The organism is Streptomyces sp. NPDC008163 (assembly GCF_042956885.1).
Taxonomy (GTDB): domain Bacteria; phylum Actinomycetota; class Actinomycetes; order Streptomycetales; family Streptomycetaceae; genus Streptomyces; species Streptomyces drozdowiczii_A.
The window spans coordinates 347,970-362,110 of sequence record NZ_JBIBHG010000007.1 but is presented as its reverse complement, the minus strand read 5'-3'; the positions used below and the strand labels follow the sequence as shown (position 1 = coordinate 362,110).

Below are 14,141 nucleotides of genomic sequence, written 5' to 3'. Positions count from 1 at the left end.
CCAGTATCTGCTGGTCGGTGCGGCCCGGCCGGAACGGGGTGACGCGGTGGATGGTCCCGGGGCGGTCAGGCGCGCCCGGTGAGCTCGTAGCCCGCCTCGTCCACGGCGGCGCGCACGGCCTCGTCGTCCAGGGGGCCCTGCGAGACCACCGTCACCTGCCCGGTGGACGCCACGGCCTTCACGGAGGTGACACCCTCGATGGCGGAGACCTCCTCGGAGACGGCGCCCTCGCAGTGGCCGCAGGTCATGCCGGTCACCTGGTAGACGGTGGTCACGCCGGACTGCCCGGCGTCCGCGCTGTCGTGGCAGGAACCGCTGGGCGAGCAGCAGGAGCCGGTCGCCTGGGGGAGCTGGGTCTCGGCGGTCATGGTGTTCTCCTCTTCGACGGGCACACGGGGCGGAGGGGCGCACACCGGTGCGCCTCCACGATCCCCACTTTATACCCCTAGGGGGTATGGCGCGAGCGGGACCCGGCTGCCGTGTCGTCGGGGATCATGGGTTCGAGGTAGCGGTGGAGGACCGTCTTCATCTCCCGGATGTACGCCTCCCGCTCCTCGCCCTCGTGGGCCATGATCACGTCGAGTCCGGACTTGAAGATGTGGAAGATCATCGTGGCGATCCGGGTGACCTCGGCCGGCGGCTTGTCCGGCAGGTATCCGGCGAGGATCGTCTCGACCCGGCCGAGCATCGTGACGTGCACGGCGTCGTGGTCCTTGGTGACCATGCCGGGGATCTCGGAGCCGTGCATCAGGACCGTGAAGGCCGGGTTCGCGCAGTTGAACTCGATCAGCGGGTCGAGGGTGGCGTCGAGCATCCGGTCCAGCGGGAGTTCCAGGTGGTCGGCCAGGAACGCGGCTCCGTAGGTTTCCCGCCAGCGGGTCAGGAGGTGGTCGCCGAGCTCGACCGCGATGGCCTCCTTGTTCGGGAAGAACTGGTAGAGCGTGCCGGGGGAGACCCCGGCCTCACGCGCGATGGCATTGGTGCTCGCGGCGGTGTAGCCGGTCGCGCCGAACACGTCGGCGGCGGCCTTGAGCAGTTGCGCGATCCGGGCCTCGCCGCGGGCCTGCCGCCTGCGGGGCTTGGCGGGGGCGCCGGTCTTTCCGGTGGCCCCGGCGTCTTTGGCGGCCCCTTCGGCGTCCGCCGCTCTGGACTGCGACACGGTGAATCCCCAGCTTTCGTGGGCGGTTGACAAACGCGAGCGGTCGCTCGCATTCTTGAGGAACGCGAGCGATGACTCGTGTTTGCCAGTGTATGTGGCAATGACTGATCCATGCTGCCCTGCGCGGCTGCCTCGTGCTGCCGCCCCGAGCCGCCGGATCCGGGGAAAAGGGGACATCGCACCATGCCTGAAGTCAACGGCCCGCAGCCATTGGGAGGCTGGACGCGCTTCGTCACCGCGCGTCCCCGGCTCTCCCTGCTGGTGGCTTTGGTGATCACCGCGCTCGCGGTCCTCGCGGGCAGCGGGGTGGCCGACCGGATGGGGAGTGGTGGCGCGGAGCCCCCGGACGCCGAGTCGACCTACGCCACGAAGGCGCTGGAACGTGAGTTCCCCGCCTCCCAGCCGAATCTGCTGCTGCTCGTCGACAGCGGCGGCGCCTCGGTCGACGACCCGGCTGTGGCCGCCGAGGCGGCGCGCCTGGCGAAGCGGCTGGCCGGCGAGGTGGACGTCGTCGGCGTCCGCTCCTACTGGCAGGACAAGGCCCCGGCGCTGCGCGCGGAGGACGGCAAGGAGGCGCTGATCGCCGCCCGGATCAAGGGCGACGACAAGGCGTCGGGGGAGGTGCTGGACCGGATAGCGCCGGCCTACCGGGGAGAGCACGGGCCGGTGCGCGTCTCGATCGGCGGGCCCGTGGCCGTGCAGCACGAGATGCAGACCATCATCGAGGAGGATCTGCTGAGGGCGGAGATGATCGCCCTGCCGGTGACGCTGGTGCTGCTCGTCATGGTCTTCGGCAGCGCTGTCGCCGCCCTGCTGCCCCTCGGCGTCGGCATCGTCGCGATCCTGGGGACCAACGCGGTGCTGCGCGGCATCACCGAGTTCACCGACGTCTCCGTCTTCGCCCAGAACCTCACCACGGCACTCGGGCTCGGACTCGCCATCGACTACGCCCTGTTCATCGTGCGCCGCTACCGCGAGGAGCTGGCGGCCGGCGCCCCGACCCGGGCTGCCATCGGGACGACGCTGCGCACGGCGGGCCGGACCGTGCTGTTCTCCGCGCTGACGGTCGCGGTGTCGCTCGCCGCGATGCTGGTCTTCCCGCAGTACTTCCTGCGCTCCTTCGCCTACGCGGGCATGGCCGTGGTGCTCCTCGCCGCCGCGGCCGCGCTGATCCTGCTGCCGGCCGCGCTGATGCTCCTCGGCCCCCGGGTCAACTCCCTGGACCTCCGGAAGCCGCTGCGGCGGGGCCGCGCGAAGCCGCAGGCGGAGGCCGGTGCGGGGTGGGCCCGGTTCACGGCTCTGGTGATGCGCAGGGCACCGGTCTTCGCCGTGGTCACGAGCGTCGGGCTCATCCTCCTCGGACTGCCCTTCCTGGGTGTGAAGTTCGGTACGGCGGACGACCGGCAGCTGCCCGCCTCCTCCGAGTCCCACGTGGTGCAGCAGCACCTGCGGGACGGTTTCCCGGGCAGCCCCGGCGGGAGCCTCGACATCCTGGCGGAGGGCGGAGCGTCCCCCGCCCAGTACGCCGAGTACCGCGGCCGGCTCGCCGCGCTGCCGGGGGTCCTGCGGGTGGACGGCCCGGTCACGGAGGGGCGGAACGCCTACTTCAGCGTGCTGGGCGAGGGCGAGCCGGTGGGGGAGGGGGCCCAGCGCCTGGTGAAGGACCTGCGCGCCGAACCCGCCCCCTTCGACACCTCCGTGACGGGCACGGCGGCGGTCCTGGTCGACTCCAAGGCCGCCATCGGTGACCGGCTGCCGTGGGCGGTGGGCATCATCGCCGCGGTGACGCTGCTGCTGGTGTTCCTGCTGACCGGCAGCGTGCTGATCCCCGTCCAGGCCGTCGTGCTCAACGCCCTGAGTCTCACCGCGATGTTCGGGGCCGTCGTCTGGGTCTTCCAGGACGGGCACCTGTCCGGGCCGCTCGCCTTCACCAGCACCGGTGACATTGAGACGACGCTCCCGGTGCTCATGTTCTGCGTCGCCTTCGGACTCTCCATGGATTACGGGGTGTTCCTGCTCTCCCGGATCAAGGAGGAGTACGACCGCACCGGCGACCACGAGGGGGCGGTCTCCTTCGGGCTGCGGCGCACCGGCGGGCTGATCACCGCGGCGGCCGTGATCCTGGCGGTCGTGATGGTCGCCATCGGCACCTCGCGGGTGACCAACACCAAGATGCTCGGCCTCGGCATCGCGCTCGCCGTGCTCATGGACGCGATGGTGGTCCGCAGCCTCCTCGTCCCGACGGTGATGAAGCTGATGGGCCGGGCGAGCTGGTGGGCCCCGGGCCCGCTGCGGAGGTTCCACCAGCGGTTCGGCCTGAGCGAGGGCGAGCCGGGGCGGCCGGAGGCGCCGGAGTCCATACCCGCGCGGGACGCCGAGCCGCAGCGGGTGCCCAGCGGGGCGTGAGCAGGGGGCGCCGGGCGGAGGGCGGTACGGGGGCCCTCCGCCCGGCCGGCTCCGGCGCCCCGGTCCGCCCCCGCCGTCACGCCACGGCGTCGACCGGGACGTCCCCCCGCCAGAGCGCGGCCCAGGTGTCCGCGTCGACCAGGCCGGTGGTGAGCAGGGGCGGGTGGTCGGCCTGGAAGCGCCGGACGGCGTCCAGGGTGCGCAGGCCGAACGTCCCGTCCACCGCGTCCCACGGCAGGTAGCGCCGGTTGGCGAGCATGCACTGCACCTGGGAGGCGCGGTCGCCCCGGTCGCCGAGGACGGTGAGCCCGTCCCCGTCGTAGAAGGCGCACACGGGGCTCGACCCGGCCGGCGGCACGTTCTCGGCATCGGCGGCGGCTCCAGGGGCCACGGCCACGGCGGCGGCCAGCGCGAGGGCGGCCAGGAGCCCGCCGGTCAGGGCCGGCCCACCGGCGGACCGGCGCGCGGGCTTCGGGGACGGCGAGGACTGCGGGGACAACGGGGTTCGTGACATGGAGGTCGCTCCTCGGTGAGTGCGGGGGGCGGGCCCGGGGCCCGGTCTCACCGAGGACAACCGCCCGGACCGGCCTCACGTCACTGCCCGGAGAAGGTCAGGGCCGCCCGCAGGAGCGGAGGTAGTCACGGGTGCGGCGCGCGATCGGGAACGGCCGGTCCGGCGGGCAGGGGTACATGTCCTGCTCGACGATGGCGAACAGGTCCACGTCCAGTCGGCGGGCGGCGGCGAGGACGGGCTCCAGGGCAGGGACCCCGCCCGGCGGTTCGCACATCACGCCGCGTGCCACGGCGGGCCCGAACGGCACCTCGTCCGCCACCACCTCGGCGAGGACCGCCGGGTCCACCTGCTTGAGGTGGAGATAGCCGATGCGCTCCCCGTACGTCTCGATCAGCTCGACGCTGTCGCCCCCGCAGTACGCGTAGTGCCCGGTGTCCAGGCAGAGCGAGACCAGGTCCGGGTCGGTGGCGTCGAGGAAACGGGTGACGTTCTCCTCGGTGTCGATGTGGGTGTCCGCGTGCGGATGGACGACGACGCGCAGCCCGTAACGGTCTCGGACCTCGCGTGCCAGCCGCTCGGTCTGCGTGGTGAGCCGGCGCCACTGCCCGGCCGTCAGGACCCGGTCCTCCAGCACCTCGCCCGTCTTGTCGTCGCGCCAGAAGGAGGGGATGACCACGAGGTGGCCGGCGCCCATCGCCCGGGTGAGTGCCGCGATGCCGGCGACATGCTCCCAGGTCCGGTCCCAGACGTCCGGCCCGTGGTGCAATCCGGTGAAGACGGTGCCCGCCGAGACGGAGAGCCCCCGGCTGCTCGTCTCCTCCGCGAGGCGGGCCGGATCGGTCGGGAGGTAACCGTACGGACCCAGCTCGATCCATTCGTAGCCCGCGGCGGAGACCTCGTCCAGGAAGCGCCACCACGGCACCTGCCGGGGATCGTCGGGGAACCACACCCCCCAGGAGTCCGGCGCGGAGCCGATGCGGATGCAGGGCGGGGCGGAGGCCGAGGAGGACGTCATGCCCAAGCCTCACCACGCGGGCGGAGCAGTGTCAAGAATACGTCCGTATGTCCGTACAAATGATTGACGTTGATCCAAGCGGAGATGATCCAGGTACAGGCGCCCAGCCGAAGGGATGTTGCATGCCTGAGCAGCCGTACGACGTGATCACGATGGGCCGGATCGGGGTGGACCTCTATCCCTTGCGGACGGGTGTGCCGCTGGCCCGGGTCGACACCTTCGGGAAGTTCCTCGGCGGCTCCCCGTCCAATGTGGCCGTCGCCGCCGCCCGCCTCGGCCGACGCACCGCCGTGGTGACCCGCACCGGCGAGGACCCCTTCGGCGACTATCTGCACGAGCAATTGCGGGAGTTCGGGGTCGACGACCGGTGGGTGACGCCCGTCGCCGCCTACCCGACCCCGGTCACCTTCTGCGAGGTCTTCCCGCCCGACGACTTCCCGCTGTACTTCTACCGGCAGCCCAAGGCCCCCGACCTGGAGATCCACGCCACCGAGCTGGACCTCGAAGCGGTCCGGGCCGCCCGGGTGTTCTGGATGACCGGCACCGGCCTGTGCGCCGAGCCGAGCCGTACGGCGACCCTCGCCGCGCTGCGCGCCCGCGACGGCTCCGGCATCACCGTCTTCGACCTCGACTGGCGCCCGATGTTCTGGCCCCCCGGCGAGGCGAACGACGCCTGTGCGCCAGCCCGGTACCGCGAGGCCCTGGCGTACGCGACCGTCGCCGTCGGCAATCTGGACGAGTGCGAGATCGCCACCGGCGAGCGTGAACCGTACGCGGCCGCCCGAGCCCTCATCGGGGCCGGTGTCGAGCTGGCCGTCGTCAAGCAGGGCCCCGCCGGCGTGCTCGCCGTCCACCGGGACGGGACCGTCGCCGACGTGCCGCCGCTCCCCGTCGACGTGGTCAACGGCCTCGGCGCGGGCGACGCGTTCGGCGGCGCCCTCTGCCACGGGCTGCTGAGCGGCTGGGACCTCGCGCGCACCATGCGGTACGCCAACGCGGCGGGCGCCATCGTCGCCGCCCGGCTCGCCTGCTCCTCCGCGATGCCGTTCCCGCACGAGGTCGAGGCCGCGCTCGCCGAAGGCGCGGTCGACGCAGAAGGCACGGTCACCGCACACGGCGAAAGGGCATGAGCATGCGAGGCGAACCGGCGTACCACCTCCCGGCGGGCTCCACCGCGCACGGCCCCTACACCCTGGACATCGGCCCCGAACGGGCCGGCTGGGAGCGGTCGGCCCTGCGCGTGCTGGAGCTGGAACCGGGAGGAGTTCACACACTTGTCACCGGGGAGAGCGAGTGGATCGTACTGCCGTTGACCGGCAGCTGTACGGTGCACATCTCAGATGAGATCTTTGAACTGCTGGGCCGTCGGAGCGTGTTCAGCGGCGTTACCGACTTCGCCTATGTACCGCGCGACGCCCACGCACAGATCGCCTCCGGCGCAGGCGGCCGCTTCGCCCTGGCAGGAGCGAAGTGCGAGCGACGACTCCCCGCTCGCTACGGCCCCGCGCCGGAGGTACGCGTGGAACTGCGCGGCGCCGGCACCTGCTCCCGCCAGGTCCACAACTTCGCCGCCGCCGACGCCTTCGACTGCGACCGGCTCATCGCCGTGGAAGTCCTCACGCCCGGCGGCAACTGGTCCTCGTACCCGCCGCACAAACACGACGAGCACCACCCGGGCGAGGAATCCGTCCTGGAGGAGATCTACTACTTCGAGGTCGAGGACGGCGGCCTCGGCTACCACCGGGTCTCCCCGTCCCGCCCGGGCGGTACGGACGTGCTGGCCGAGGTCCGCGACGGCGACGCGGTCCTCATCCCGGACGGCTGGCACGGCCCGTCCATCGCCCCGCCCGGCCGCACCCTCTACTACCTCAACGTCATGGCGGGCCCCGGCGAGCAGCGGGAGTGGCTGATCCGCGACCATCCCGACCACCGGTGGGTGCGCGACACCTGGCCGTCCCAGCCGGTCGACCCCCGGCTGCCGCTCCACGGACCGGAGGACCCCGCATGACCGCGACGCCCGGCACGACCGGGGGGACCACCCGCCTCACCACCGCCCAGGCACTCGTCGCCTTCCTCGCGCGCCAGTACGCCGAGCGCGACGGCGAGCGGCACCGGCTGATCGCCGCCACCTGGGGCATCTTCGGCCACGGCAACGTCGCCGGAATCGGCCAGGCGCTCCTGGAGACCGGCCCCGCGATGCCGTACCTCCAGGGCCGCAACGAACAGGCCATGGTGCACGCGGCTGTGGGCTACGCCCGCCAGTCCGGCCGGCTGTCCGCCCACGCCGTCACCACGTCCATCGGCCCCGGCGCCACCAACCTCGTCACCGGCGCCGCCCTCGCCACCGTCAACCACCTCCCCGTCCTGCTGCTGCCCGGCGACACCTTCGCGACCCGCCCCGCCGACCCCGTGCTCCAGCAGCTGGAGGTGCCGTACGCGGGCGACGTCTCCGTCAACGACTGCCTGCGCCCCGTCTCCCGCTACTTCGACCGGATCACCCGACCCGAGGCCCTGATCCCGGCCGCGCTGCACGCCATGCGGGTCCTGGCCGACCCGGCGGAGACCGGCGCGGTCACCCTCGCACTGCCGCAGGACGTCCAGGCCGAGGCGTACGACTGGCCGGCGGAGTTCTTCGCGGAGCGCGTCTGGCACGTACGCCGCCCCGCCCCCGACCCGTACGAACTCGGCCGGGCCGTACGGGCGGTGCGCGCCGCCCGCCGTCCCCTCGTCGTCGCGGGCGGCGGGGTCCACCACAGCGCCGCCGAGGACGCCCTCGCCGCGTTCGCCGAAGCCACCGGCATCCCCGTCGCCTCCACCCAGGCCGGCAAGGGCTCGCTGCGCCACGACCACCCCGCCGACGTCGGAGGCATCGGCCACACCGGGACCGCCACCGCCGACGACCTGGCCCGCACCGCCGACCTCGTCATCGGAATCGGCACCCGCTACACCGACTTCACCACCGCGTCCGCGACCCTCTTCCAGCACCCCGGTGTCCGTTTCCTCAACATCAGCCTCACCGGCTTCGACGCCCACAAGCTCGCCGCGCTCCCGCTCGTCGCCGACGCCCGCACCGCCCTCGACGCCCTGACCGAGGCTCTGGCCGGACACCGCACGGACCCCGCGTACGTCACCGAGTACACCGGGGCCAAGGCCCGTTGGGAGCGGCGCGTCGACGCCGCGTACGCCACGCCCGACCCGCGGGCCCGCCCCACCCAGACCCAGGTCCTCGGCCTCCTGGACGAGCTGGTCACCGACGAGGACGTCCTCGTCAACGCGGCCGGTTCGCTCCCCGGCGACCTGCACAAGCTCTGGCGGACCCGCTCCCCCCGCCAGTACCACGTGGAGTACGGCTACTCCTGCATGGGCTACGAGATCCCGGCCGCGGTCGGCGTGCGGATGGCGGCCCCGGACCGGCCCGTCTGGGCGCTCGTCGGCGACGGCACCTACCTGATGAACCCCACCGAGATCGTCACCGCAGTCCAGGAGAACGTCCCCATCAAGCTGGTAGTCCTCCAGAACCACGGCTACGCCTCGATCGGCGGCCTCTCCGAGGCGACCGGCGGCGAGCGCTTCGGCACGGACTACCGCCACCGGTCGGCGGACGGAGACTTCACCGGACCCCCGCTCCCCGTGGACCTCGCGGCCAACGCCGCCTCGCTCGGCATGCGGGTGCTGCGCGCCGGGACGGTGGCCGAGCTGCGGGCCGCCCTCGCCGAGGCCCGCGCGGCTGACCGGCCCGTCTGCGTGCACGTCGAGACCGAAACGCCCGGTGACGGACAGGGTTCTCCGGAGGCGCAGGCGTGGTGGGATGTTCCCGTGGCCGGGACGGCCACCCGCCCCGGGGCGGTCGAAGCAAGGAAAGAGTACGAACGACACAGCGCCGGCCGACGCCGTCACCTCTAAGGAGCCACAGCATGAAGACCGTGAACCACTGGATCGGTGGCAAGACCGTCGAGGGCACCTCGGGCAACTACGGCGAGGTCACCGACCCCGCCACCGGCGCCGTCACCACCCGGGTCGCGTTCGCCTCGCCCGACGAGGTGGACACGGCGGTGGCCGCCGCGAAGGACGCCTACCGGACGTGGCGCGACTCCTCGCTGTCCACCCGTACGGCGGTCCTGTTCCGCTACCACGCGCTGCTGGACGCCCACCGGGACCAGATCGCCGCGCTGATCACCGCGGAGCACGGCAAGGTGCACTCCGACGCGCTGGGCGAGGTGGCGCGCGGCCTGGAGATCGTCGAGCTGGCCTGCGGCATCACGACGCAGCTCAAGGGCGAGCTGTCCACCCAGGTCTCGAACCGGGTCGACGTCTCCTCGATCCGCCAGCCGCTGGGCGTCGTCGCGGGGATCACCCCGTTCAACTTCCCGGCCATGGTGCCGATGTGGATGTTCCCGCTCGCCATCGCCTGCGGCAACACCTTCGTGCTCAAGCCCAGTGAGAAGGACCCGTCCGCCGCCAACCTGCTGGCCGAGCTGGCCGCCGAGGCCGGGCTTCCGGACGGTGTGCTCAACGTCCTGCACGGGGACCGGGTCGCCGTCGACGCCCTGCTGACCCACCCGGACGTGGCCGCCGTCTCGTTCGTCGGCTCGACGCCCATCGCCCGCCACATCCACGCCACCGCCTCGGCCAACGGCAAGCGCGTGCAGGCGCTCGGCGGCGCGAAGAACCACATGCTGGTGCTGCCCGACGCCGACCTGGACGCCGCCGCCGACGCCGCCGTCTCCGCCGCGTACGGCTCGGCGGGGGAGCGCTGCATGGCGATCTCCGCCGTCGTCGCCGTGGGCGCGATCGGGGACGAGCTGGTCGCCCGGATCAAGGAGCGGGCCGCCCGGATCACGATCGGCCCCGGCACGGACCCCGCATCCGAGATGGGCCCGCTGATCACCGCCGCCCACCGCGACAAGGTCGCCTCCTACGTCACCGGCGCCGCCGCGCAGGGCGCCGAAGTGGTCCTCGACGGCACCGGATTCACCGTCGACGGCTTCGAGGACGGCCACTGGATCGGCCTCTCGCTCCTGGACCACGTCTCGACCGGATCCGACGCGTACAGGGACGAGATCTTCGGCCCGGTGCTGTGCGTGCTGCGCGTGGAGACGTACGAGGAGGGCGTCGCCCTCATGAACGCCTCGCCGTACGGCAACGGCACCGCGATCTTCACCCGCGACGGCGGCGCGGCCCGCCGCTTCCAGCTGGAGATCGAGGCGGGCATGGTCGGCGTCAACGTGCCGATCCCGGTCCCCGTCGGCTACCACTCCTTCGGCGGCTGGAAGGACTCCCTCTTCGGCGACCACCACGTCTACGGCAACGACGGCGTCCACTTCTACACCCGGGGCAAGGTCACCACGACCCGCTGGCCCGACCCGGCGGACGCCCCGGCAGGCGTGGACCTGGGCTTCCCCCGGAACCACTGAAACCAGCGGTACGGGCCGGGGCCCTCGCCCCGGCCCGTACTCAGCCCAGCTCCAGCACCCCGACCGTCTGGCCCCCGCTCGTCTCGCCCGTGGGCCGGAAACCGAGCCCGACGTAGAAGCCCTCGGGCCCGTCGTCGCCCGGGTGCCAGGTGACGTACATCCGCGTGCCGCCGCGCCGCCGGATCTCGTCGGCCACGCACCCGACCGCGAACCGGCCGTAGCCGCGCCCCTGTTCGCCCGCCGCGATGTTGAGGCGCCAGAGCCCGGAGCGGATGTCCCGCCCGGTGCCGTCGCCCGCGAAGTCGATGTCCAGGAAGGCCATGAGGAAGCCGACGAGCCGGTCCCCGTCGAGGACGAGCCGGGGCCAGGCGGCCTCCTGATGCGCGTACGCCTCGGCGAGGGACTTCACGACCGGGGCCACCAGGTGTTCCTGGTCGGGCCGGACGCGCAGGCCGATCGCGGCATCGACATTGGCGGCGGTGACCTCGGCCAGCCTCAGCGAAGTAGTCATACGAAAACGGTAAACGCCGAGGTCCAACGGTTTTCCGGCCGCACATGGCCGCACACATGACCGCAGGGCCACTCCCCCGGAGTGGCCCTGCGGAGATCTGACGTCCGGTCAGCGGTCCGAGGAGGCGTCGGCCTCGGCGGCGATCATCCGCTCCATCGGGACGACCCCGAAGCGGCCCGAGACGAGGAAGGCCAGGACCATCGTGACGACCATGAGCACCGTTCCGGCCCACACCATCGTCTCCACCGGCACGGTGTACGCGCCCACGGCCCGCAGCGCGCACTCGGTGAGCAGCGCCCCGCCCCAGATGGCCGAGAACCGGATCTCCGCCCTGTGGAAGGCCGGCGAACCGGCGGAGAGCCGTTCCCAGGCGGCCGTCTTCGCGGCCTCGCCCCGGGTCAGCCACGGCCGCAGGCCCGCCGACAGCATCGGGCGGCCCCGCAGCGCCGTCACCAGGAACGCCAGGCCGATGACGCTGCTCACCGCGCTGTCCTTGAGGAGCATCAGCCGGGGGTCCCCGGACACCAGGCCCAGCAGCAGCGAGATCGCGTTGACCGACACCATGAGCGCCGCGAGGCCGTTGAGCCGGCGCTCGCGCACCGCGCCCCACACGGTGCGGAGCGCGGGGACCACGCTGCTCCAGGCCAGTGCGCCGAAGGTGCCGAGTCCCGCCGCCTTCAGCGCGTAGTACGCGGCGAGCGGCAGCGCGACGTCCACCAGCAGCGGCTTCATGCTGTCCACGAGGGCCTTGCGGCGCTCGATCGGGGCGGTGGCGCCGGCCGGGGCGTCGACGGCGGGGGAGGGGGCGGTGAGTGTGGCGGCCGGGCTGCTCATGTCGGTTCCTCCCGTTGCGGCGGCGCCTTCGTGGCTCCCGCTCTCGACACCTACAGACTGCCGATCGGACCCCCCTCCCCGGCAGAGCCGCGTGTACTGACCTCCGCATGACGAATGTCATGGCCTTCGCCATGCGGTTGTACGGCTCCGAGCGCGTGACCCGATCGTTGCCGTAAGGCGTACAACCGCATCGGGTCCTCCCTGGTCCCACAGGCGGTCCGGTTTTCCGAGGGAGGGGGCGGTCTCGCGTATGGCGAAGACGATGTGGAACGCGGTGGTGACCGGGGGAGCGGTGGCGGTGTTCACCGCGATGGCGGCGGTACCGGCGGGGGCGGCGGAGGGGGGCGCGTCCTTCTCCCGGGTGTCGTTCAACGGCGGTAAGCCGGTCGTGATCGGGGTGCACGACGTGGTCGAGGTGCACGGGACCTTCCGCATGACGACCACGCGCAGGTTCGACTACGGACCGACCGTGTATCCGTACCGGGGGAGCCTCGAAGGCGGGGACAGCCTGTGGACCTTCATCACCACCAGTGACTGCCGGCCCGTGGCGAAGGGGATCTGCGACTTCGAGGAGTGGCTGGAGATCGACCCGCGCCACTACGACTTCGGCAACGAGGACGCGGGCACCTGGAAGTTGGCCGCCGAGATCTCGTACGTCGGTGACGACTACGACAAGGACGACCTGAACATCCCGGTCCAGGTCCAGCGCGCCACTCGGGTCACCGTCAACGCCGCACCCGAGCCGGCCGTGTTCGGCAAGACGATCACGATCACCGGCAAGGTCACCCGGGCGAACTGGGACACGCACACCTACCAGGGGTACGCGGGTCGCACGGTCAGCCTGCAGTTCAAGGCGGACGGCGCGTCCTCGTACAAGACGGTCAAGAAGGTGACGTCCGGCTCGACGGGCGCGCTCAAGACCACCGTGAAGGCCACCGACTCCGGCACCTGGCGGTGGAACTACTACGGGAACTCCACGGCCGGAGCGAAGGCGTCGGCCGGCGACCACGTGGTCGTGTCGTCCGGCGTCCGCGTGATGCACGGCCCGCGCGAGATGCACGCCGCCCGCTAGGGCGCGTCCGGACGGAAACTCGTTCGCCGTCCGGCCGCCGCTGGTGCTGGGATGGCTGCATGACCGCGTCCGCAGCCATCCCGCCCCAGCACGAGATCCGCGCGCTCCACACCGCCGGAACCGTGACCGTCTATCAGGCGTACACCCCGTCACTCGGGCTGCCCGCCGCCCGCGACGGGCGTTTCCCGGCCGCCTGGAAGCGCGACCGGATGACGTGGATCAAGCCGAGCTTCCTGTGGATGATGTACCGCTGCGGCTGGGCGACGAAGGAGGGCCAGGAGACCGTCCTCGCCGTCGAGATCACCCGCGAGGGCTTCGACTGGGCCCTCGCCCACGCCGAACTCTCCCACTACGAGCGCGGCGTGCACCCGGACCACGCCACCTGGCAGCGCGACCTGCGCCGGGCCCCCGCCCGCGTCCAGTGGGACCCCGAGCGCGACCTCCACCTGAACCGCCTCCCGTACCGCTCCCTCCAGCTCGGCCTGGCCGGCGAGGCGGCACGGCGTTACGCGGACGAGTGGACGGTCTCGATCCGCGACGTCACCCCGCTCGCCCGGGAGATCCACGCGCTGGCCGGGGCGGGCGACACGGCGGCCGCGACCGCGCTGCTGCCCGCCGAGACGCCGTACCCGCTGCCCCAGGGCACCCCGCTGCCCACGGCCCGGGAAGCCGTCTAGGCCCACCCCGTCAGGTCCACGACCTCCCGCGCGATGTCCGGCACGGTCCGCCCGTCCGTCGCCACCCGTGCGGTGTCCGCCGGGGCGCGGGCGTCGAGCATGCGGGCCTTGCGGTGGCTGTTGCGCAGCTCGTGCTCCAGGTCGGAGCCGATCTCGCGGCCGGTGAGCCGCCGCGCGGCCGTCGTGTCGGACGCGGTCAGCAGCACCCGTACGCACCGGACCCCCGCCCCCATCGCGCGCTCGAACATGGGCGCGGCCTCGGGCAGTACGCACACCGTGTTGGTGTAGACGAGGCGGCGCACGCCCAGGGCCGCGTAGTTGGCCCACACCGCCGCCAGATTGCGTTCGGTGATCAGGGAGCGGTGCGGGTCGCCGTCCGGTGCGGGATGCACGGCGCACATGAAGTCCCCCTCCACCACCGCGTGCACGGCCCCCGCCTCGCGCAGCCGCGCCGACACCTCCCAGGCCACCGTCGTCTTCCCGACGCCGGCGCGGCCGCCGATGAGCAGTACTTCCGGCTGTTCCATCCCGGCAGCGTT

Annotated in this window: 14 protein-coding genes; 7 read left to right on the top strand and 7 right to left on the bottom strand. The window is 72.5% G+C overall.

Translation table 11 applies throughout. The annotated features are described in order from the left end of the window. Positions 1 to 65: 65 nt before the first annotated feature. Positions 66 to 368 (bottom strand): cation transporter, encoded by a 303-nt coding sequence (locus tag ACFZAT_RS18540; RefSeq protein ID WP_391265278.1) that lies wholly within the window; start codon positions 366 to 368, stop codon positions 66 to 68. A 77-nt stretch (positions 369 to 445) separates the two neighbouring features. After that, positions 446 to 1,159, bottom strand: a complete 714-nt coding sequence (locus ACFZAT_RS18535; RefSeq protein ID WP_391265277.1) for a TetR family transcriptional regulator — start codon at positions 1,157 to 1,159, stop codon at positions 446 to 448. A gap of 183 nt (positions 1,160 to 1,342) precedes the next feature. Between ACFZAT_RS18535 and ACFZAT_RS18530 the strand changes: the two genes are divergently transcribed. Continuing rightward, complete coding sequence (locus tag ACFZAT_RS18530; RefSeq protein ID WP_391265276.1) at positions 1,343 to 3,565, top strand: MMPL family transporter; 2,223 nt, start codon at positions 1,343 to 1,345, stop codon at positions 3,563 to 3,565. Positions 3,566 to 3,641: 76 nt separating this feature from the next. On the opposite strand, the gene ACFZAT_RS18525 is transcribed toward ACFZAT_RS18530, so the two are convergent. Both ACFZAT_RS18525 and ACFZAT_RS18520 read right to left on the bottom strand, forming a co-directional pair. Further along, the gene (locus tag ACFZAT_RS18525) at positions 3,642 to 4,079 is read right to left on the bottom strand and encodes a peptidoglycan-binding protein (RefSeq protein ID WP_391265275.1); all 438 of its coding nucleotides are present in this window, start codon (positions 4,077 to 4,079) and stop codon (positions 3,642 to 3,644) included. 97 nt (positions 4,080 to 4,176) lie between these two features. Continuing rightward, positions 4,177 to 5,094, bottom strand: a complete 918-nt coding sequence (locus ACFZAT_RS18520) for a TIM barrel protein (protein ID WP_391265274.1) — start codon at positions 5,092 to 5,094, stop codon at positions 4,177 to 4,179. Between the two features lie 122 nt (positions 5,095 to 5,216). On the opposite strand from ACFZAT_RS18520, the gene iolC reads away from it, so the two are divergent. Genes iolC through ACFZAT_RS18500 form a run of 4 tightly spaced genes read left to right on the top strand, consistent with a single transcriptional unit; the run spans position 5,217 to position 10,508 of the window. Next, the gene (gene iolC / locus ACFZAT_RS18515; protein ID WP_391265273.1) at positions 5,217 to 6,224 is read left to right on the top strand and encodes a 5-dehydro-2-deoxygluconokinase; all 1,008 of its coding nucleotides are present in this window, start codon (positions 5,217 to 5,219) and stop codon (positions 6,222 to 6,224) included. After that, positions 6,221 to 7,102: a 5-deoxy-glucuronate isomerase gene (iolB, locus tag ACFZAT_RS18510; RefSeq protein WP_391265272.1), complete on the top strand. Its 882-nt coding sequence runs from the start codon at positions 6,221 to 6,223 to the stop codon at positions 7,100 to 7,102. The genes iolC and iolB overlap by 4 nt, the downstream gene beginning before the upstream one ends. Further along, the gene (gene iolD, locus ACFZAT_RS18505) at positions 7,099 to 8,997 is read left to right on the top strand and encodes a 3D-(3,5/4)-trihydroxycyclohexane-1,2-dione acylhydrolase (decyclizing) (protein WP_391265271.1); all 1,899 of its coding nucleotides are present in this window, start codon (positions 7,099 to 7,101) and stop codon (positions 8,995 to 8,997) included. Before iolB ends, iolD begins: the two co-directional genes overlap by 4 nt. A gap of 11 nt (positions 8,998 to 9,008) precedes the next feature. Then, on the top strand, positions 9,009 to 10,508 hold the full coding sequence (locus ACFZAT_RS18500; protein ID WP_391265270.1) for a CoA-acylating methylmalonate-semialdehyde dehydrogenase: 1,500 nt from the start codon (positions 9,009 to 9,011) through the stop codon (positions 10,506 to 10,508). Between the two features lie 40 nt (positions 10,509 to 10,548). Here ACFZAT_RS18500 and ACFZAT_RS18495 read toward each other — a convergent pair whose 3' ends face one another. Then, a complete protein-coding gene (locus ACFZAT_RS18495; protein WP_391265269.1) occupies positions 10,549 to 11,019 on the bottom strand; it encodes a GNAT family N-acetyltransferase in 471 nt (156 codons plus the stop codon). A 108-nt stretch (positions 11,020 to 11,127) separates the two neighbouring features. Beyond that, the gene (locus tag ACFZAT_RS18490; protein ID WP_391265268.1) at positions 11,128 to 11,853 is read right to left on the bottom strand and encodes a VC0807 family protein; all 726 of its coding nucleotides are present in this window, start codon (positions 11,851 to 11,853) and stop codon (positions 11,128 to 11,130) included. Positions 11,854 to 12,103: 250 nt separating this feature from the next. Here ACFZAT_RS18490 and ACFZAT_RS18485 point away from each other — a divergent pair, with 250 nt between their 5' ends. Together ACFZAT_RS18485 and ACFZAT_RS18480 are read left to right on the top strand one after the other, a co-directional pair. Continuing rightward, positions 12,104 to 12,925 (top strand): hypothetical protein, encoded by an 822-nt coding sequence (locus tag ACFZAT_RS18485; RefSeq protein ID WP_391265267.1) that lies wholly within the window; start codon positions 12,104 to 12,106, stop codon positions 12,923 to 12,925. Between the two features lie 59 nt (positions 12,926 to 12,984). Next, complete coding sequence (locus ACFZAT_RS18480) at positions 12,985 to 13,602, top strand: DUF4291 family protein (RefSeq protein ID WP_391265266.1); 618 nt, start codon at positions 12,985 to 12,987, stop codon at positions 13,600 to 13,602. Here the strand turns inward: ACFZAT_RS18480 and ACFZAT_RS18475 are convergent. Next, positions 13,599 to 14,129: an AAA family ATPase gene (locus tag ACFZAT_RS18475; protein WP_391265265.1), complete on the bottom strand. Its 531-nt coding sequence runs from the start codon at positions 14,127 to 14,129 to the stop codon at positions 13,599 to 13,601. The genes ACFZAT_RS18480 and ACFZAT_RS18475 overlap by 4 nt on opposite strands. Between the last annotated feature and the right edge of the window lie 12 nt (positions 14,130 to 14,141).